Origin of the sequence: Caloramator proteoclasticus DSM 10124, from assembly GCF_900129265.1 — a bacterium.
Lineage (GTDB): Bacteria > Bacillota > Clostridia > Clostridiales > Caloramatoraceae > Thermobrachium > Thermobrachium proteoclasticum.
Map to the genome: position 1 here is coordinate 20974 of NZ_FQVG01000017.1, position 20877 is coordinate 41850.

The 20877-nt window shown below is 31.7% G+C and carries 13 protein-coding genes; 8 read left to right on the top strand and 5 right to left on the bottom strand.

Going from position 1 to position 20877, the window contains the following annotated elements; translation table 11 throughout:
• Positions 1 to 55 precede the first annotated feature (55 nt).
• Positions 56 to 874: a GTP diphosphokinase gene (yjbM, locus tag BUB63_RS05600; protein WP_027308769.1), complete on the bottom strand. Its 819-nt coding sequence runs from the start codon at positions 872 to 874 to the stop codon at positions 56 to 58.
• 366 nt (positions 875 to 1240) lie between these two features.
• Here yjbM and BUB63_RS05605 point away from each other — a divergent pair, with 366 nt between their 5' ends.
• Together BUB63_RS05605 and perR are read left to right on the top strand one after the other, a co-directional pair.
• A complete protein-coding gene (locus BUB63_RS05605) occupies positions 1241 to 2650 on the top strand; it encodes a zinc-binding metallopeptidase family protein (RefSeq protein ID WP_073248339.1) in 1410 nt (469 codons plus the stop codon).
• A gap of 60 nt (positions 2651 to 2710) precedes the next feature.
• Positions 2711 to 3127, top strand: a complete 417-nt coding sequence (gene perR, locus BUB63_RS05610) for a transcriptional regulator PerR (protein WP_073248340.1) — start codon at positions 2711 to 2713, stop codon at positions 3125 to 3127.
• Positions 3128 to 3137: 10 nt separating this feature from the next.
• Here the strand turns inward: perR and BUB63_RS05615 are convergent, their stop codons facing one another.
• On the bottom strand, positions 3138 to 4397 hold the full coding sequence (locus BUB63_RS05615; protein ID WP_073248341.1) for an ABC transporter substrate-binding protein: 1260 nt from the start codon (positions 4395 to 4397) through the stop codon (positions 3138 to 3140).
• Positions 4398 to 4558: 161 nt separating this feature from the next.
• On the opposite strand from BUB63_RS05615, the gene BUB63_RS05620 reads away from it, so the two are divergent.
• Positions 4559 to 5458 carry an FG-GAP repeat domain-containing protein gene (locus BUB63_RS05620; protein ID WP_073248342.1) on the top strand — a complete coding sequence of 300 codons (900 nt, stop codon included), beginning with the start codon at positions 4559 to 4561 and terminating at the stop codon, positions 5456 to 5458.
• A gap of 42 nt (positions 5459 to 5500) precedes the next feature.
• The gene (locus tag BUB63_RS05625; protein ID WP_073248344.1) at positions 5501 to 6163 is read left to right on the top strand and encodes a hypothetical protein; all 663 of its coding nucleotides are present in this window, start codon (positions 5501 to 5503) and stop codon (positions 6161 to 6163) included.
• Positions 6164 to 6626: 463 nt separating this feature from the next.
• Here BUB63_RS05625 and BUB63_RS05630 read toward each other — a convergent pair whose 3' ends face one another.
• The 3 genes from BUB63_RS05630 to pepF form a co-directional block, all read right to left on the bottom strand.
• Complete coding sequence (locus BUB63_RS05630; RefSeq protein WP_073248346.1) at positions 6627 to 7790, bottom strand: ROK family transcriptional regulator; 1164 nt, start codon at positions 7788 to 7790, stop codon at positions 6627 to 6629.
• Positions 7791 to 7938: 148 nt separating this feature from the next.
• On the bottom strand, positions 7939 to 10245 hold the full coding sequence (locus BUB63_RS05635) for a peptidoglycan-binding protein (RefSeq protein ID WP_159431457.1): 2307 nt from the start codon (positions 10243 to 10245) through the stop codon (positions 7939 to 7941).
• Positions 10246 to 10820: 575 nt separating this feature from the next.
• The gene (gene pepF / locus BUB63_RS05640; RefSeq protein WP_073248350.1) at positions 10821 to 12614 is read right to left on the bottom strand and encodes an oligoendopeptidase F; all 1794 of its coding nucleotides are present in this window, start codon (positions 12612 to 12614) and stop codon (positions 10821 to 10823) included.
• A 138-nt stretch (positions 12615 to 12752) separates the two neighbouring features.
• Between pepF and BUB63_RS05645 the strand changes: the two genes are divergently transcribed.
• The 4 genes from BUB63_RS05645 to pdaA are packed head-to-tail and all read left to right on the top strand — an operon-like array spanning position 12753 to position 20805.
• Complete coding sequence (locus BUB63_RS05645) at positions 12753 to 17573, top strand: nicotinate-nicotinamide nucleotide adenylyltransferase (RefSeq protein WP_073248352.1); 4821 nt, start codon at positions 12753 to 12755, stop codon at positions 17571 to 17573.
• A gap of 10 nt (positions 17574 to 17583) precedes the next feature.
• Complete coding sequence (locus BUB63_RS05650; RefSeq protein ID WP_073248354.1) at positions 17584 to 18780, top strand: Rossmann-fold NAD(P)-binding domain-containing protein; 1197 nt, start codon at positions 17584 to 17586, stop codon at positions 18778 to 18780.
• Positions 18773 to 19816, top strand: a complete 1044-nt coding sequence (locus BUB63_RS05655) for a flavodoxin family protein (protein ID WP_073248356.1) — start codon at positions 18773 to 18775, stop codon at positions 19814 to 19816. Before BUB63_RS05650 ends, BUB63_RS05655 begins: the two co-directional genes overlap by 8 nt.
• 26 nt (positions 19817 to 19842) lie before the next feature.
• Positions 19843 to 20805 carry a delta-lactam-biosynthetic de-N-acetylase gene (pdaA, locus tag BUB63_RS05660; protein WP_073248358.1) on the top strand — a complete coding sequence of 321 codons (963 nt, stop codon included), beginning with the start codon at positions 19843 to 19845 and terminating at the stop codon, positions 20803 to 20805.
• Positions 20806 to 20877: the final 72 nt, after the last annotated feature.

The following is a 20877-nucleotide window of genomic DNA, read 5'->3' on the forward strand; positions in this document are numbered from 1 at the left end:
AATATAGGCATCAGAATAAATTTACTAAATGAATTTATTCTGATGCCTAACAAACCTACTCCTCAATTTGGAATTGTTCCAATCTATACTGTTGTACCTTCTTTTTAATCTCATCAAGAAGTTTTTTAAATTCAATTATATCCCCCGACTCAAGCAGCCTATTAAATCTATCTTGGTAATCTGTTGACTCTGATATCTTACCAAGTGAGTAAAGTGTAATTATATTATCAAGTATATCAGATATAATACTTGACTTTTCCTCAAACATCTTTTGAGCCTCAATTATTTCCTCTTTTATCTCAGACATTTCTTCATCTAAAAGAAATGCAAGCTCTGCCGCCCTCTTTAACCTTTCCTTTACTTCAGTTGGAATGCTTTGCTTATATTTATAATTTAATGAATGTTCAACTGTAGCCCAAAAGTTCATTGCAAGAGTTCTTATCTGTATTTCTGCAAGTATTTCTACCTCTCCATCTGCCGTTTGAACTGGATATTTTATTATTACGTGGTAGCTTCTATATCCACTTTCCTTTTTGTTTTTTACGTAGTCCTTTTCATATACAATCTTTAAATCCTTTCCATCCCTCTGCCTAATCAGCTGAACTACCTTATATATATCCTCAACAAATTGACACATTATTCTAATACCAGCTATATCCTCCATTTCTTCTGCTATCTTATTAAGAGGGATGTCAAGTTTTTTTGCCTTCTCCAGTATACTTGATATCTCCTTAACTCTACCTGTAACAAATTCAATTGGAGAATATTCCTTTTTGCTCCTATATTGTTTTCTCATACTTTTAAACTTTATCTTTAGTTCCTCAACTGCCTGCTCGTAGGGAATCAAAAATTCTTTCCAGTCATTCACAAGCATTATCCCCACGCTCCTTTCCATAATAATTTTATCAAAAACTCAACATTTTTCAAACAAAATTTTATTACATTATTTATATTAATTGTTATATTTTTACCAAAATAATACCGCCTATTAGGCGGTTAAAGTAACTTGTACTACATATTATCCTGTATATTTCCTTTATCAATTCTTAAGACTGAAGAATAGTTTGACTTTAGTAGTGAATTTAATATAAAATGACAACATATAAGTATATTAAAACCCATTAAAATAAAAGTAAAAAGATAAATAAACATAAACATCACCACTTTCATTATCTTATTTTAATTGTATCATAAATTATTAATTTTATCAATTTTCAAAATATTTTAGGGAGGTTTTTTTATGGACGACCTTAGGGGTAAAAGGGTATACTTTTTGCTTATAACTATATTAGTATTGATTATACTTCTTTCAAATCTTGGTCAAAACTTTAAAACAGACGGTTTTTCTACGTCCTTTTGTCTTACAAATTACAACGCATTATATAGCAGGTATAAAAGCTCTAAAAATTATGAAGAGTACATTAAAGGTTCTTCATCTTATATAGAAAGGTTTTTAAGATCAAATGGACTAAAACCTTTTGAAAAATCCTATGTTCATAGATACAATACCCTTATGCCAAATAAGAAACATCAATCTACCCTTGAAGTAATATCAAAGTATGGAAAGGTTGTTAAAAAATACGAATATATAACTGAATACTTTGAAGATTATAGAGGTGCGATATCGCCAGGCATCTATATGGATATACCGCAAATAATAGAGACAGAGAACTTAAATAATGTAAAATATAAATCCTCAATTGCCTTAACTGATATATATAAAGAAAAAAACCTTTATGATATATTCAATATAGATATTAAACTTAAGAAAATTGGAATATCTGCAGTTATAAGCCCTGTCAAAGAAGGAGATTTAATGTTAACTTCTAATCTATATAATGGAACCTACTATAATTACAAAGACGGTTTAACTAAATTATTGGTATCACAGACTGTTTATGATGAATTAAAATATTTAACAAGTAAGGGATATGAAGTTAGGGTAAAATCTGGTGCAGAAATAAAGGAGACAACACTTCAAAACATATATGGTGTTATAGAGGGGAAAAATAAACTATATAATCCAATAATCTTTGCAGTTTTTTATGATGATGAATATAAAATAGACGATAAGATTTATAATTCAAACATTGGCAACTTCATAACCTCCAGCATAATGCTTGAAGTTATACGTGCAGTTCAATATCAAAAGCTTATAAAACCTGACAGAACAATAATATTTGCATTTTTATCAGGGTATAACCAAAATAAAATTGGATTAAATATGCTGCATGGAAGCTTTGAAAATTACGATTTAGTTCTTCTTGAGGATATAGGAAATTCATTAAACTCTGTAATAAACTATTCTAAAAATCAAAGAGATTTAACTTCAACAGCCGAATATTATCTTAAAAAAAATCAAATAAATATTTTGTCCAAAAATATTGACTTAAGCACTCTAAACAAATACACTAATATTACGGCTATTTCAAGCCAAGTTCAAATTAATACGCTTTATGTAACAAAGTGGGGAAAATTTGTATTAGATTTAATAGGAAACTCCTGTTACAATTTAGACTTTCTAACAGGGAACTTCTATAAACTACGACTATTTAAAAACCTTATACGTGAATATTCAGCAATTCTTTCATTAATTACTTTAATTTTACTAATTTACACAATATTTAAACGTCAAAAACCTTTGACGTAGAATGTTATTAGATGTAAAATATTAATAGATAATATTTTTCCTTAAAGAAGGATGGTGAAGATGGATAATTTAACTGCATTATTCAAAGAAAAAAACTTAAAATTGACACCACAAAGATATGCTATATACAAGTACCTTAAGTCAACCAAATCTCACCCATCAGCAGAAATGATATATGAAGCATTAAGACCAGATTTTCCTACAATGAGCCTTGCAACAGTTTATAAGACAGTAAAAACTCTAATAGAGCTTGGATTGGTACAAGAATTGAATGTAGGTGAAGATAATTTTAGATTTGATGCAAACGTAGATACTCATCCCCACATTGTATGCACAAGCTGTGGTAGGGTTGACGATATAGAGGATGCTGTATTTGAGCATTTAAATGAGGAAGTTGAAAATTACACCAACTACAAAGTAAATACTCATAAACTATATTTCTATGGTGTTTGTCCAAATTGTCAAGGGGAGCTATAATATAGCTCCCCTATTGTTGATATATAAGCTTTAGTATCTTATCCCACGCCTCTTTATATTTTACTCTTCCCTCAAGCATATCATATAAAACCTTAGACAACACATCAAGCATATTGGTTGGAATGTTATCCATAAACACAACACTATTTTTATCAGTAGCATTTAGATGATTTAAAAGCTTATCCTGAAGTTCATTATCATTGCTATTTGCACTTTTTAGTGGTGATATGTAGTTTGCCTCAACAAACTTCTTTTGGGCCTCCTCTGAAAGTAAAAATTCTATAAATGCCTGTGCCTCCTTAGCATTTTTGCTCTTTTGAGAGATTGCTATTGTTTGTCCTCCTGCACCTGCAAACATCGAAACTGGTTCATCAACAAATTTTAATGGTTCTGTAAAAACTGAATAATTGAAATTTGTAGGTTTTATTTCATCTATTAGCTTTGCTGCCCAAGCACCAGCTGGAAGAATAGCAACCTTCCCCTTTATAAAATCATCAACACTTTGCCTGTAGTTTATATCGACACTTCCTTTAGAAAGTGCATTTGTATTTAACTTTTCAAATATTTCAAAGGACTTATCTATTCCCTTTAATGTAAGGTATCCATTTTTATCTGAATTATATTTTGATGCTACCTCTATTGAGCCTGTAGTTTGGGCATTGATTTGGCTAAATAAAATAGCAAGTGTCCAATTATCAAGGGCACCAACCTCCATTGGTGTAAATCCAAGAGACTTTAATTTTCTACATACGTCAAATAGTTCCTTCAATGTCTTTGGTTCCTGCAATTTGTATTTTTTAAACATATCAACATTATAGAAAAACTCTATAGTAAGTGGCATATCATTATATCCATATATCTTGTCGTTATACAGCCCATATGCTAAAGATACATCATAAACCTTTTTATCTAATTCTTTTTCAGTAAAAAATTGTGTTAAATCTGTAAGCATTCCTGCCTTTGCATATTCTATAATCTGTTGCCTTTTTAATCCTATTAAATCAACTTCACCCTTTGATATATCGCTTTTTATTTTATTTTCATCTCCATAGTCTGTTATAAGCTCTATCTTTACCTTATCATTTTTCTTTTGGTATTCCTCTATTATTTTTTTATAAACCTCAATTATTTTTTCCTCACTCTTTGCACTATAAAATGTTGCAAATTTTATTGTAGTTTTATCCTCCTTTTTTTGCTTTCCCATAAGACCACAACCTGAGGTTGAAAATAACATTAAAATACCTAAAACAAACGATATTATTCTTTTCATCCTTTCGCCTCCTACTTATCTATGTTTAAATTTTAGTCAGCACAACATACATTATACAACTATTTGTATTAGATTTCCACAATAACAAAATTATTATTATTAGTATTTTACCACAAATATTTTTTTATATTACAACATATATATTAGTGGGAGGTGATTATATGAAATTAAGAATCTACGTAATAAAAAGAAAGCATTTAATCTGGGCTGCAATTATACTGGCTGTGATAATTATAGCGGCAATTATAATTGCATCAAGAGGTACAAATGAAACTATAAATAACATCGGTTCACAATATACAATTAAAGATGATATAAATAACGACGGAAAAATCGACAGCATAATAATTAATGTTGACAAAAAGACAAATGAATATAATGTAAGTGTTGCAATGAGCGATGGAAAAGGCTATATAATTGAAGCAGACAAAACTATAAAGACGCTCGGTTACTATTCTGAAGATTGGCCAATGCATATAACTGTAGACGATATCGATAATGACAAGATTAAAGAAATTGTAATCCAATCTAAGGATAAAACAGGCTCAATCTTAGGAATGTATAAATTTAATAATGACAAGTTTGAAAAGATGGCTTCAGGGAGATATTCAATATATGGATTAATTAAACACCCTGCTTCATCCAATAACTTCGTACTCTTAGGTACAAGAAATAATAATGGTATGAATTATAATTTATTTATTGCAAAGGAAGGAAAACTAGCTCCTGTACTTAGCACTCTAAATAATCTAACACTCGGAAAAGACACTATAGCATCCTTTATAGAATATGTAGAAAAGAAGGAGGTAGAAGCATTCAATCAAATTATAGACAACAAATTAACTTCAACTATTCAAAGCGGAAACTTTGAAGATGCAAAGCTATCAGAAGTTAAATACAACAAAGATGGTATGCCAACAGAAATAACTTATCTTGTAAGAACAAGTGTACAATCAAAGTCTGGAAATGAAGCTCTTGTTTATAAAGTTAGATTATCCCTATCTAAGGTAGAGGAAAAACTACCAAAATATACTATTACAGATTTAAATATAGTTAAATAATATTTGTAAAGACTGCAAATACTATCTATGGAGGTAAGATATATGAAAAAAGTATTTGCAGTCCTTTTAATTTTCCTTTTTTTATCTTCCTGTTCAATACAAACATTTAAGAAAAATAAGATTAACACCGACAACATACTATACTCCTGCATTGGAGATTTTGACGGCGACTCAAGATTTGACACAATTTATCTTAAAAAAGAAGATAACACAATAAAAATTGTATTAAAAAGCAAAAGAACAACTAAAACTCAAGATATAAAACTCAATATCGATAATTTTTATTGCAGCGTAGAAGACATAAATGACGACAAATGCGATGATTTTATAATTAATTCAATTGAGGATAACGTAGAAAACATATATATATTTACTTTTAAAGATGCTATTAAAGAGATTCTATCGCCTAATATAATAAGAGACCAAATAAACCTCATAAGAAAAGGCAGCATTTACACAGTATCCTTTGGGGATTACAAAAAACAAATTAACTCCAACGAGGAATTAAACCTTAAACTGCTCTATTCAGAGACCGAATACACAGAACACGGAAAAGCAATTATAACAGAGGGCGTACTTGTAAATAAAAACAATGAACCACGCTACACAATTTCCATCACCTACAAAATAAAAAGCCTCGGAAGTGCCACCCAGGTGAAATGTGACATTTTCCACTTAGAACCATATAAAGTGCCACCCAAGTGAAATGTGACATTTCACACTTAGTTATATAAAAACACTTATTTCTAAATCAAATGACATTCTAATTATAAACAAACCTACTTGTCAGCTGTAACTCAAAAAACCTTTAAGGAATTTTATTTAGCTTCTTCATAGGCTATAACTAATCTTATCTTTTCAACTTCTAAATAGTGCTTTTTAAAATCGTGTAGGAGCTGAATAATTATTTTATTCAGCATCCTCTCACACTGGACTTTGTTTTGTTATGCAAACTCGTCCGCCTCAAGTCAGCCTCATATGTGGTTCTTGTTCATCGAGTCGGAACTTTGCCTCCGGCTTCCTTTAAATTCCACCTCACGATGGACACCCTTGCCATTGGCTAATGGTTCCCACTACCAAGCCCATAGCGGACTTTCACCGCCAAGCTGTCGCCCATGCCGGGCACACATATCAAAAGTCACCCCCATAAAAGCAGGTGACTTTATATTTATATATTATCAAATAAATTATCAAGTACTAAAACTGCAGCACCCTTTATAATTGCATCGCCTTTGGTATCTGCCCTCTTTATCTCGCAGCTTTCAAAAAGGTCTGGTAGTGCATACTTCTTTGCATTTTCAATTGTACCATTTAAATAGTAATCATTAACATCAATTAAATCTCCACCTAATACAATAAGTTGTGGATTAAATGTATTAATTAAATTAGCAACTGCAAGACCTAAATATTCCGATGCTCTATTTATTGCAGAAATAGCCCTTTCATCGCCCTTTAAGGATAACTCGTGTATAGCCATACAATCCTTCTCAAGTCCTAACTCTGCCGCATATCTCTCTACTGCCTTTTCTGAACTAAATGTCTCAATACAACCTCTATTTCCACAGCTACAAAGCGGGCCATCAAAACAAACCTTAGTATGCCCAAATTCTCCAAAGCCATCAGTATATCCCCTCATCTGCTGCTTATTATTAATTAAGGACATACCTACTCCATAACCAATCTTAACACTTATAAATTGATCTACATATTTACCTGCACCATACCAGCTCTCACTAAGTGCCATTGCTCTTACGTCTCTATCCAAAAATGCTGGTACATCAAATATTTTTTCTATATCTGTTCTTATATCTTTATTTTTCCACCCATAATTGGGAGAATATACAATTTTACCCTTTTCAGCATCTACTATACCGTGGGCTGCTATTCCAATTCCAAGTAATTTTTCCTTATTAATTTCGTTTTCTTTAACTAATTCTTCTATACCATCCTTAATGATATTCAATGCCTCTTCATAGGTTGTGTTTGGAGTTGTTTTAACCGTTATCTTATCAATTATCTTTGACTCCATATTTAAAACTGCAGTTCTAATTCTTGTAGAACCTATATGTACCGATAAAATATAATATGAATCAGCATTTATTTTAAGAAGAATTGGTTTTCTCCCACCTGTAGATTGTCCAAGGTCACTTTCTACAATTATATTTTTATTAATTAATTCTGCCGTTATATTTGTGACTGTTGCTGGTGTTAAATTCAATATCTTTGCTATTTCTGCCCTTGATATAGGTCCCTTTAGCCTTATTACATCTATAATGAGACCAGTATTTATTTTTTTCATAAGCTGAAAGCTTCCTGGTACAATATTATCCATAGATACTCCCCCCCTTTTACCATTATAGAAAGAATTTTAACAATTTTCAATGTTAATTTATTTAATAAACCATAACAACTTGCACAAAAACCCAGGTGAAATTTTACACTTTATAGAAAATGTCACAATTCACCTGGGTGGCACTTTTTTATTTTAACTTTTGATTAATAACCTTAATTGTGTTTGGTCCTGCTATTCCATCTACTGTTAATTTATTTGCACTTTGAAAAGCCCTTAATGCAGTTTCAGTAGAAGGCCCAAAAAATGTTGTAGTTGTTGTAATCTTCAAATATCCTAATCTCTTTAATGCCTCCTGCAAATTCTTTACATCTTGTCCACTTGTTCCTAATCTTAACGGCCTTGTATAGACCAACTGTATTTTATTATTTACTAAAGTCTGTGATGTATTTCCCCTACTTGGCGTTGTTGTACCTTTTGTGTCTACCTTATTTGCCGTGTTTTGTGTAGCCTGCTTTTTCAACAATTCATTTATCTTGTTTATCGTTGATTTATCTACCATTCCATCAGCAACAGGCAATTTATTGGCCTTTTGAAATGCAACTACTGCTGCTTTTGTTGACGATCCGAAATAAGTTGTAGTTGCTGTTATCTTTAAATATCCTAATTTCTTTAGTGCATCCTGAAGCTTCTTTACGTCTTGTCCACTTACTCCATACTTTAGTATTCTTGTATATGTCAACTGCTGACTACTATTATTAAAAACACCTATATTTGTTCCTGAATTGGTTGTATTTGTCTGATTAGATGTATTTTTAACTTCTAAATTCATTAATAACTCGTTTATTTTATTAATTGTTTGTCTATCAACTGTTCCATTATCTTTTAAAGCATTAGCCTTTTGAAATTCTGTGACTGCTGCATATGTGGCATTATCAAATACTAATGATGTCGTATTTGCTTTATAGTAGCCTAACTTTTTTAATGCTAATTGTAAGGCTGTCACATCTGTTCCCTGTGATCCCATACTTAAATCTCTACTATATAAAAGTCTTTTTATATCATTATCATTTATAGAAGCTCCTCTTGATGTTTCCTGCTGTCTTTCTACTTTAAATTTTATTTCCTTCTTATCATCAAATTGACTACTACTTAACTTATCCTTTACATAGCATATTACTCTATATTCACCTTCAGCTTTTGGTACATATTGTAATATGCCATCGCTATTTGATACTGTTGTAACTAACTTTTGTCCTAAATAAACATCAAACTTGTAGCTCATAACATCATAACTGCCATTTTCAACATCTGCCTTTATTTTTATTGGCTTATCAACATAAACTTTTTCACTATCAGCAGATATTGATTTTATTGAAGGTAACTTAAAAACTATAAAGTTTGCACCAATCTTGTCATCATATTCATTTTCAGAATCCTTCTTTTTAATAAAATAATTTACATCATAGAAACCTTCAGAGTCTGGATTGAAGTTTATGCTAAAATCATTCCCATAGTCCTTTTCATATATAACTTGTCCATCTTTTTTAATCTGCACTTTATAAACAAACTCATCAAAATTTTCAATACCATCAAGTTTTAAAGTTACAACTTGTCCAACAAAAATATATCGACTTGATATATTTAATTTTAAATTCTTTATAAAACCATTCATTAACCTATTACTTTTTTCAACATCTTCATAATATCTATACACCGCATCTGCTATTTTAAATGCTATTTTTTGTTGCATCTCTGAATTAGTCAACTTTTTCAATTCCTCTGGATTTGACATAAAACCAGCCTCTATCAATATTGAAGGCATAGTAGTATATCTGGTTACATAATATTCTGACTGTTTTGCCCCTCTATTTTTAAAACCTAAGGAGGCTATACTGTCAACCACTAACTTGGCTAAATTTCTCCTATCTTCTTCTAAAATTTTAACTTTAGTCTTTTCAACCTTTAACTTGTTCCCTTCAACATCTTGAATATTTACATAAACTATATTACCCTCTTTAACTTCACCTTTATAAATATAATGTTTACCATTATATTCAACATATTTTGTATAAAAAACCTCAGTTCCACTAACTTCTGTATTTAAAACATCCTTCCCATTTTCTTTTTTAATTGCTTTGTTATTGTGTATACTTATAAACATATCAGCCAAATTAGAATTTGCGATTTTTACCCTCTCCTCAAGAGTAACAGCAACATCATTATTTGGTTCACGTGTATAAATAATATCCGCTCCAAAATTCTTAAGAATATTTGACAGTTTTTCTACTATTGCTATATTTATATTTTTTTCATATATATTATTAACACTGGCACCTACATCTCCATATTTACCATTTTCATAACGTATTTTGGGATCTCCACCGTGCCCAGCATCCAATACAATCTTTTTTCCATCAAGCATACCTGCAAACACTATGTTGGAAGACATTAACATAGCAATAAGCAGACATGTAACCTTTCTATAAAATTTCAACATGTCCACCCCCAAGATATAATTTAATTTAATTAAATTATACATTAAACGACTGCATTCTTCAATAATTTAACAACAATTATTTTAATAATACAATTTTTTCTAAATGATAAAATTATTGATTTATATTTTTGTTGTTATTGAACTTTTTTTTGTAAAAATATAAAAATATTAATTTAAACTTTTTATTTATTGATTTAAAAAGATAAATATTTGAACTAATAAATACAATTATTTCGATAAGAAAATATGAAATAAAAAAATGGGCCGTTTCTCGGCCCTAAGGGGGATGGGGGGTTCTGTTTATGGAAACTACTGTTTCCATCTCAAGGTGGTTTCCTTGAGCTTTCATTATTAATTTTAACCATTCTGCATCTTTTTATACATTAAACAAGAAACTTTTTTAAAATAATTAACGACAAAAATCGCTTATCTTTAGTAAGTGGAAATGAATGTAATTTAACCAAATCAAATATAAAATAACTATATATCAAACACAAATTTAAAATCAACAACATATATGTATTCCTGAAGGCGGAATATCACTTTTAACGTGAAGTAGTTTGCTACAGATGTCACATTTCACCTATGTGGCACTCTTTAATGAGGTACTTAAGCACCTCTGCTGTATCCCTAATTGGCTTTCCTGAGAGCATATCAACACCTGCATCCTTTAGTAAGTCAAGCGAATACTTGCTTCCTCCAGATTTTAAGAAATTCAAGTATCTATCCACATTTTTTCTATCCTCTAATATGGATTTTGCAATGCTAATTCCAGCACTTAATCCTGTTGCATACTTGTATACATAGTATCCATCATAAAAATGTGGTATTCTTGCCCACTCTATACTTATTTCATCATCAATAACACATTCTTTTCCATAATATTTGTTATATAGGTTTCTCCAAATTTCTGAAAGCCTCTCACCATTTAGTGGTTCTCCCTTTTCTGACATAGTGTGGGTTATAAGTTCAAACTCAGCAAATAAAACCTGTCTAAAGTAGGTTGTTCTAATAAGTTCCATAAATTCACTTATAATATATCTTCTTGCCTCTCCCTTTAATTTATCCATAAGATAGAAGTACATAAGCACTTCATTTGTTGTTGACGCAACCTCTGCACAGAAAATTGTATAGTTTGAATAAACATAGGGCTGAGTTTTTCTTGAGAAATATGAATGTATAGAATGTCCAAGCTCGTGGGATAAGGTTAAAACATCATCTAACCTTTCATTGTAGTTAAGAAGAATATATGGTTTTGTATCAAAGGCTCCCCAAGAATATGCTCCAGAATACTTACCCTTGTTGCTATAGACATCTATCCATTTGTTATTGAAGGCCTCATCAAGAATTTTTAAATACTCATCTCCAAGAACCTTTAGGCCCTCCTTAACCATTTGCTTACCTTCATCATATTTAACCTCCATATCAACACTCTCTACAATTGGTACATAAAGGTCATATAGATGAAGTTCATCCACCTTAAGCTCCCTCTTTTTTAACCTCATAAGTTCATCAAGGGAAGGAATATTTTCAGATACTATTTCTATTAGCCTATTGTATAAGGAAACATCAATGTTGTCTGAAAACAAAGCTCCCTCTAATGCAGATTTAAAACCTCTAACAGTTGCATAAAATACATCCGACTTTACCTTAGATGAGAGCATTGCACCATATGTATTCTTATACTTCATAAATCCATTATGAAGGCTCTTAAAGGCATTTTTTCTAAGTTCCCTATCCTTAGATACAATATATTGTGAATAATTATTATTGGTTAACTCATACTCTTTACCATTTGAATCAACAATTTTATCGAACTTCAAATCAGCGAAGCTCAACATCTTAAATATATTTTCAAATCCCTGTGCCATTTCGGCTGTCTTTGAAAGAAGCTCCTCCTCTTTATCTGATAAAACGTGCTTTTTTTGTCTTATCAAATCCTCAAGTTCGTGCTCATAGAGCTTTAATTCCTGTACTTCTTTAAAATATCTATCTATCGTTCCATCCTCAAGCTCTAAAATTTCAGGATATATAAAGGCTGTTGCACTATTATACTCTACAGACACCCTCTCTCCTAAATCTGCAAGCTCCTGCCCCTTTGTATTGTTGTTGTCCTCGTCCCTCTTCATAAAACAATATACAGTTATTTTATCACATAACCTTCCAGCATCATCCCTTAAGGATAAACATTCATATAAAAACTTTGCACCATTTTTAAAACTTCCCTTAAACTTTTTAATCTCCTCAATCATTCCCCTTAATACTTCAACATCCTTTAAAAGACTCTCTTCATTTCCATAAATCGTATCTATATCCCATTTATATTCATTAGGGATATCCTTTCTTTCAATTAAACTGTAATCCATACCAACACCTCCTAACTTAATTATTGCACATTTTATAAATTATTTCCATATACAATTCATAATGGAAAGATTGATTTGACTATATAACCTTATTTTTTGTAATATTAAGATATATACTCTATGATTTAGGAGGATTTTATGTTTGGAGAATTTATAGATCTAATACTTAAATCAAAATTAATAACATCATCAAACATATATAAAAAATTAATAGACTTGCTAAATACACAGGATTTTAAAAACAGCCTGAATGAGGCATCAGTAAACAGGGACTACAGCTGTAAAAGATGCTATAAGTGTCTTGAGGAGATTATAAACATCTTCTACAAAAAAGACGACGACTTTCTATTTGCAGTCTATCAATATGCCCTTTCAAAATCCTTCAGCGAAGCTGTCACTTTAAGTCTTGATAACGAGGATTTTCCAATATTTGAGACATACCTGTTACTGCTCAAAGTTTTTTCAAAATTCCAAAAACTATCCAATGACGGAAGTTTTCAAAGCAGGTATCCTCTATTTTTCTTAGGACTTGATGAGGAGAGAGGTCTTGAGGACCCTTCTGAATACAAAAAATTTGTTGAGGCCTTTGAAGGCGATTATGTTTATGAAATGATGAAACTAAACCAAGAAATAATCGGCTACAACACCCTCGACCACGTATGCGGAGTACACTATCTATCCCTATATATTGCAAGGCAGGCAAAGAGCAAAAATCTACCTATTGACCTTGGAAGAATTTCAGGTGCTGCTGCAGGCCACGACATAGGTAAATTTGGCTGTAAAGGAGTTGAGCTAAAACGTGTTCCCTATCTACACTACTACTACACAGATGTTTGGTTTAAAAAGCACAACATAAACTACATAAGAAATATTGCTATAAACCATTCTACTTGGGATTTAGAGCTTGAAAATCTATCTATAGAGTCACTTATTCTAATATACAGCGACTTTAGAGTTAAAAATAAAAAAATAGACAATAAGGAACAAATGTACATATACACCCTTGATAAATCCTTCGATGTTATTTTAAATAAACTCGACAACGTTGATGAGAAGAAGATTTTAAGATATAAGAAGGTGTATTCTAAGCTTAAGGATTTTGAAAACTATCTTTTAGATTTAGGAATAAACGTATCCTTAGATGACAACAAAATAACTCCATATAAAGATAAGTGCTATTCCCTTATGTTTGGTGATGATATTGTAGAGAATATAAAATACCAAGCAATAAGCCACAATATAGAGCTTATGCATAAATTAAGAAGTGAATTTTCACTTAATGAGATACTTGAAAATGCAAGAAATGCACAGGATTCTCAATCCCTCCGTGCATATCTTGATATAATTGAAGAATATTCAACATACCTTACCCAAAAACAAAAAATTATTACCCTTAGCTTTTTATATGAACAGCTAATGCACAATGAAGAGGATATAAGAAGACAGGCTGCTGAACTTTTAGGGCTTCTTATTGCCTCCTTTGATGAAGAATATAGAAAGGAGCTTCCTGAGAACGCAAGGATAGATAAAGATGATATAGATTCAATCTATCTATTTAAAAGGTATGTTTCACTTATGCTTACCCCAGACCATAAGATAATAGATACATACAAGGAATGGATAGGATATAGCCTTTCTGTTTTTATAAAATCTATATTCAACAAAATAAGTGAAGCTCAAAAATTAGAATACAAATTTGCTCTACAGGAATTCTACTTAAAAGATAATCTATCAAAGGAAATGGAATTATACCTATTAGATGCTGCAAAATATATTCCTCTTAAGAGTGAGGACAGTCTGTTTTATGATTTTTTAATAAAAAGACTTTTATCCGATAGGCACCATATTAGAATAATGGCCCTTGATACCCTATATGTTCAATTGAATAAGAATACTCCATCACCAGATACATTAGGAAAGATAAAGAGGATATTTTTAAATGAAATAAAATACAGTGCAACTGCACCTGAGAACTTCCTTAAGCTTAATATAGCAGAAAAATTAGGAATTGAGAGTATTGTGCTAAATGAATATTTATCCTACTACATAAAAAATCTTGAAAACATAACAGATATATTTTTGAGCAACCTTAAAACCGCAACAAGCTGGATAACCAAAAAAATACAAATAGATATTCTTTTAGATTATGCACTTAAAAACCCTAAGGAGAGGGGGCTTCAAACAGCACTCCACTTCTGCAATCTTCTTAAGGTAAGTGCAGTTGAAGCTGTAAGAAATAAAGCAGGTGAATCAATTTTAAATATAATTAAGTTTTTACCAATGGAACAGAGAAATGAAATTGCAGTAGAGCTTGTTCGTGCCCTTGAGATGGAGGGTTATAGATTTACAAAATATATTCCAAACTACCTTGGTAAAATAATACTCTATCTTCCTGTAGTTGAGCTTAATGAGTTTTTAGATGACTCCTATGAAAAGATAAAGACCTCAAACAACAGGGTTTCATCACTTATATTAAAAACCTCCTCTGTTGCACTTTCAAATATAAACATATATAAAGCACAAATAAACAGCGATGATGAATATAAAAGGATTTTAAATAAATTAATTTCAATAATATTAAGCGGTCTTATAAACTACAGTAGCCAAATAAAACAATTTGCACTAAATTGTATTGGTGTTCAGATTTTTGGCTCAAAAACCCTATCCTTAGAGAATAAAAAGGAAATTTTTAATATAATTGCAAAAAAGTTTTTATCTATAATTGGCCAGTTTGAGGAGGATGAACTTTTATTCTTAGTAAATTCTGCTGCATTAAACCATATTTACAGGTTTATATCTGAACAAAATACAATATCAAAAATAAATTTAAATATACCAAAACGAATTGCCTTTATGCCTGGAACCTTCGACCCATTCTCCCTAAGCCACAAGGAGATAGCAAAGGCAATAAGGGATTTAGGATTTGAGGTATATATTGCAATAGATGAGTTTTCTTGGTCTAAAAAGACATTGCCAAACCTAATACGAAGGACTATTGCTGCCCTCTCTATTGCAGATGAAAACAATATATTCCTATTCCCTGAAACACAGCCAATAAATATTTCAAATCCAAAGGATATAAGAAGGTTAAAGGACATATTTAAGAATTTTGAAGTATACATTGTAGTTGGAAGTGATGTTGTAATAAACGCCTCTGCATATAAAAAACCAAAGGAACAAGACTCCATTCACACATTAAACCATCTAATATTCGAAAGAAGGAGTATAAATGAATACAGCCAAGAGATGTTTGAAGAGGCAGTAAAAAATATAGAGGGGGACGTTATAAAATTAAACCTTCCACCCCAATACGAGGACATAAGTTCAACTCAAATAAGAGATAGCATAGATGAAAATAGGGATATTTCTAATTTAGTTGATCCTCTTGTACAGAGGTATATATATGAAAATGGTTTCTATAGAAGAGAACCTCAGTATAAATCCCTTTTAACAGATTGGCCCTTTGAATTTGAAATTGTTGAGGAATATAAGGAGGCTGTAGTTGAAAAACTTTCACATCTTTTAAGGCTAAATTTCTATGTAGTAAAAGAAAAAATGATGAGGTTTTTTGCAAAGCCCTCTGCAAGGCTTCTTATTGCAATAGATAAAGAAAACGACAGCATAGCAGGTTTTTCTGCCTTCCACTGGCTACGTTCAAACTCCTTCTATATAGAGCTAAATGACACAACCATTTCTAATTTTTTAAGGGAAAATGCAGTAGGAAGAGTTATATTAATTGATGGTATGTATATAGATAAAAACTCAACAATAAAGGAACTACCTCAACTTATCTTAACTGAAACACTATCCTTCTGCATCAGCAAAGACTACGACTATGCTATATATAAAAACTTGCTTGATATAAAGGAAAATTTTGAAATACAAAATCTACTACTTTCAAACGGTTTTATTGAGGTTAAAACCGAAGACATCCATCATAGGTGCTATGCTGTAAATATGAACTATCCGATATCTCTTCTTCTTGATATAGAAACAATTATAAAGGAGCCCTACAGAAATACTGAAACTGTAAAAAATGCAATTATTAAAACAAGGGAAAATTTAAAGAGGGCTCTAACAAAGCTCTATCCTGGACATCTTGTATTAATTTTTGAAAGGGACGTTATATACAAGAGGCTTGTACAAAAAATTTGCAGAGAAAATGGAGTTCCACCCTGCCAAATGGTTCCAAGAACCCTTGGTCCTTTAATGTGCGTTCCCTATGGAAACATATTAAGAAGAAATATTGTACCAAATACAGTAACAAAGGCACTCCATACAGAAAAGCTATTTAATCCTAACCTAAAGACCTTTAAAATAGGACCATACCCTAATTACCTAAGCCTTGAGCTTCAGATAAAAACAATTGCAAGCTTTGACAGACCTATTATTCTTGTTGATGACATACTCCATAAGGGGTACAGAATAAAGGCCCTCGACCCAATTTTAAAGGATGAAAAGGTGGATGTTCATAAGATAATTGTGGGAATATTATCTGGTCAAGGAAAAGAGATTATGGATATTCAAAAAAGAGAGGTTGACTGTGCTTACTTTATACCAAAACTTAGAGCTTGGTTCTATGAAGATGCCCTCTACCCCTTCATAGGTGGAGATAGTTTATTTAGAGGCAGCTACCCCCAAAGAAACCTAATACCATCAGTTAACCTAATACTTCCATATGCTGTTCCAACCTTCCTAAAGGGAGCATCTACTAAGGATATATTTAATCTTTCAAGGGTTTGTATAGAAAATGCAAAAATACTTCTTGAGGCAATAGAACAGGAATATGAAGCCATAAATGAGAGGAGCCTAACCCTTCAAAATATAGGCGACGCACTTGTTTATCCAAGATATCCAGAACACGGAAAGTTTATGTACTACGACCTTACACTTTCACCTTCTGTTTATCTAAAAAATGACCTAGAACAACTGGAAAAACTTGAACCAATTTTGACATAGGAGGAATAAGATGAATATATACAAAAAAAATGGAGACATATTTATATCAAACCATAAATTTAAACTTGATGAAGCCACTGAAAAGGATTTAAAGAATGCAGAGCACATATACCTATTAAAAAAGTCAGGAACAAGTTGTAGGTTTAGACAGGTTGTAAATTCCTTAACGCAAATTGAAGATAGAGAGACCTTAAATTATATAATAAAAAAAGAAGGAAGTTCAGTAGATGATTTAATAAATGGTGGTAAACTATCCTACATCAATACATCCTTTGAAGAATGGGAGGAAATGTATAAAGTTAATCCACTTAAGAAAAAGTACAAAGTTACAGTTGCAGGACTTGGAGACGTTGGAGGAACTCTATCTATTGGACTTAGGCTTTTAGGTTATGATGTGATATCCGAAATTGGAGTTTTTGACCTTGATGAAAATAAGATAAAAAGATGGGAATATGAACTAAACCAAATAAACTATCCAAATAATACTTCCCTGCCTAAAGTTAAACCTGTGTCCTTTGATGAAGTTTTTGATTGCGATGTATTTATATTCTGTATAACAAGACAGGTTCCTGATGTATCTATACAGGATGTTGATGTTAGAATTGTTCAGTATAAAAGCAATGCAGAGATAATATCAATGTATACAGAGGCAGCAAAAAAGGCAAAATATAAAGGGTATTTCTTTGTGGTTTCAGACCCTGTTGACCATCTTTGCAAAAGGGCCTATTTTGAGCTAAATAAAGATTATATTTTTCCTGCTGATAATGTTAAGGGATTTGGTCTTGGAGTTATGTATGCAAGGGCACTATACTATGCTCAAAATATGAATATAGACTATTTTAAGGATATGGGAAGAGCCTTTGGTCCCCACGGTAAAGATTTAATAGTTGCAGATAATATAGAAGACTACAACCACGAACTATCACTTAAACTAACAGAGCTTACTACAAATGCTAATATAGAGGTTAGAAAAACTGGATTTAAGCCCTACATAGCACCCGCCCTGTCCTCTGGTGCCCTATCCATTTTATCCTGCCTTAAGGGAGAATGGCACTACAGTACTGTATCAATTGGAAATGCCTTTTTAGGTATAAAAAACAGAATCACAGAATATGGCGTTGAGATAGAGACATATAAAAATTTAGACGAGAGGCTTTTTGAAAGAATTAAAAAGAGCTATGAAAGGCTGGTAGAGTTTGATGTGTGATACCATACTTATTGCATCAAAAAACAGGTCTGATATTTTAAATAATATGATAAAGGCTTTTATGAAGGACAATGCCTTTGAGGAATACTCACCTCAAAGGCATATAAACCTTAAAAACAAAAAGATTGTATTTGCAGTCGAACTAAACAGCATAGGTGTATGTCCTTATATACTTGATGTGTTAAATACTATAACCCTAAGGGGAAAGGATGCACTTTTAGGCTCAATTGCCTGTGTGCTTATAAAAAGTCCTACACTTCATTATACAAAGAGCTTTTCGCAGCAGATTATATTTATAGCAAATAGCCTTGGCTGTACCTTTATAGGACATCCTGTAGTTGAAGCTATAGAAGGTTTTTTAAACTTTAGAACCTGGCAAAAGAATCTAAATATGCCTCTTGAGGAAATATGTTACTATTTATGCAGAGGGTTATCTGATAGATTCTTTAGTTTTAAATTTTTAAAAAAACAAAACCCTAAAGTATCTGTACTTCACGCAAGCTATAGAGATACATCTAATACCTTAACCCTTTGGTATATGATAAAAAAATATATAGATGGGGTAAGTATATTAGAACACCACGTTGAAAACGGGACTATACAGGATTGTATTGGCTGTCCCTTTAAAACCTGCCTCTATTTTGCAAAACAAAAAAGCTGCTTCTATGGCGGTTCTATTGTAAAGGAAATATTCCCTGCAATAGAAGAGGCAGATGCTGCTATTTTTATATGCCCCAACTACAACGATGCTATTTCTGCCAATTTAAGTGCAGTTATAAATAGAATAACTGCACTCTATAGAAGAAATCCCTTCTATGACAAAATGCTCTTTTCAGTAATTGTATCTGGTAACTCTGGTGGAGATTCTGTTGCAAAGCAGCTAATAGGTGCACTAAATATAAATAAAGGGTTTATACTGCCTCCTTACTTTGCTATAATGGAGATAGCAAATGATATGGGTGAGATAAAAAAAGTTGAAAATATAGAAAATAAAGCACAGGAATTTGCACAAAATATAGTTAGAAGCTTGTGTTGAACTTATAATATTTTAAGGAGGCTCAAATAATGAAAAAAATAGTTCCAATTTTACTTGCTGTAGTATTACTTTTTTCCTCCTGCGGTAAAAAACAAACAGACAACAACGATAATATAAATACAAAACCAACTACAAATGAAACGCAAAACACAAATCAGCAAAAGCCTTCTGAAAATAACTCTTCAAAAACAGAAGATGAAAATAAAGAGGAAGACAATAAAGAGACAACCGGAAAAGATGAAAATATAAAAAATGACGATGTTTTGATAATAGACGCTGATGTTTCATCCCTGAGCAACAAGGAGTTGGACTTTGGTCCCCCTCCTGTAAAAAATAATGAATCACAGTATATGCCAAAACAGACAGTTGAGCTATTTAAAAAATACGACGCCTACTATTTAGGTGATAGGACAAAAAAGGAAATATATTTAACCTTCGACGAGGGATATGAAAACGGATATACAGCAAAGATACTTGATGTTTTGAAGGAGAAAAACGTAAAGGCTGCGTTTTTCGTAACAAGGCCATATATAAATCAAAACAAAGAATTAATAAAGAGAATGGTTGAGGAAGGCCATATTGTAGCAAACCACAGCTCAACACATCCATCAATGCCACAGAAGGCTATAGACTTTGAAAAATTTAAAAAGGAATTTGAAGATACAGAGGCTGCCTTTAAGGATGTTACAGGGCAGGATATGCCTAAATTCTTTAGACCTCCAATGGGAAAATACAGTGAGCTGTCACTATACTATACACAAAAACTTGGATATAAGACCATCTTTTGGAGCTTTGCCCATAAGGACTGGCTTGTAGATGACCAGCCTCCTGTTGAAACAACTATACAGAGGGTTATAGACAGAAGCCATAGTGGAGAAATAATGCTTCTACACGCAGTATCAAAGAGCAACACCGAAGCCCTACCAACAATAATAGATAAGCTTCGTGAAATGGGGTACGAGTTTAAACCTCTGACAGAACTAAAATAGGGTGCAAATGCACCCTTCAGGCTGTTGAAAAAGTTATATATTGATTAGCCCCATGAAGGATTTCTTGGGCAT

Bases quoted from the DNA above. Each gene is read 5' to 3' on its own strand.
- perR (WP_073248340.1), top strand. From the start codon at position 2,711: ATGGATAATTTAACTGCATTATTCAAAGAAAAAAACTTAAAATTGACA.
- BUB63_RS05630 (WP_073248346.1), bottom strand. From the start codon at position 7,790: ATGGATAATATTGTACCAGGAAGCTTTCAGCTTATGAAAAAAATAAAT.
- BUB63_RS05620 (WP_073248342.1), top strand. From the start codon at position 4,559: ATGAAATTAAGAATCTACGTAATAAAAAGAAAGCATTTAATCTGGGCT.
- BUB63_RS05655 (WP_073248356.1), top strand. From the start codon at position 18,773: ATGTGTGATACCATACTTATTGCATCAAAAAACAGGTCTGATATTTTA.
- yjbM (WP_027308769.1), bottom strand. From the start codon at position 874: ATGCTTGTGAATGACTGGAAAGAATTTTTGATTCCCTACGAGCAGGCA.
- BUB63_RS05645 (WP_073248352.1), top strand. From the start codon at position 12,753: ATGTTTGGAGAATTTATAGATCTAATACTTAAATCAAAATTAATAACA.
- BUB63_RS05625 (WP_073248344.1), top strand. From the start codon at position 5,501: ATGAAAAAAGTATTTGCAGTCCTTTTAATTTTCCTTTTTTTATCTTCC.
- BUB63_RS05615 (WP_073248341.1), bottom strand. From the start codon at position 4,397: ATGAAAAGAATAATATCGTTTGTTTTAGGTATTTTAATGTTATTTTCA.
- BUB63_RS05605 (WP_073248339.1), top strand. From the start codon at position 1,241: ATGGACGACCTTAGGGGTAAAAGGGTATACTTTTTGCTTATAACTATA.
- pepF (WP_073248350.1), bottom strand. From the start codon at position 12,614: ATGGATTACAGTTTAATTGAAAGAAAGGATATCCCTAATGAATATAAA.
- BUB63_RS05650 (WP_073248354.1), top strand. From the start codon at position 17,584: ATGAATATATACAAAAAAAATGGAGACATATTTATATCAAACCATAAA.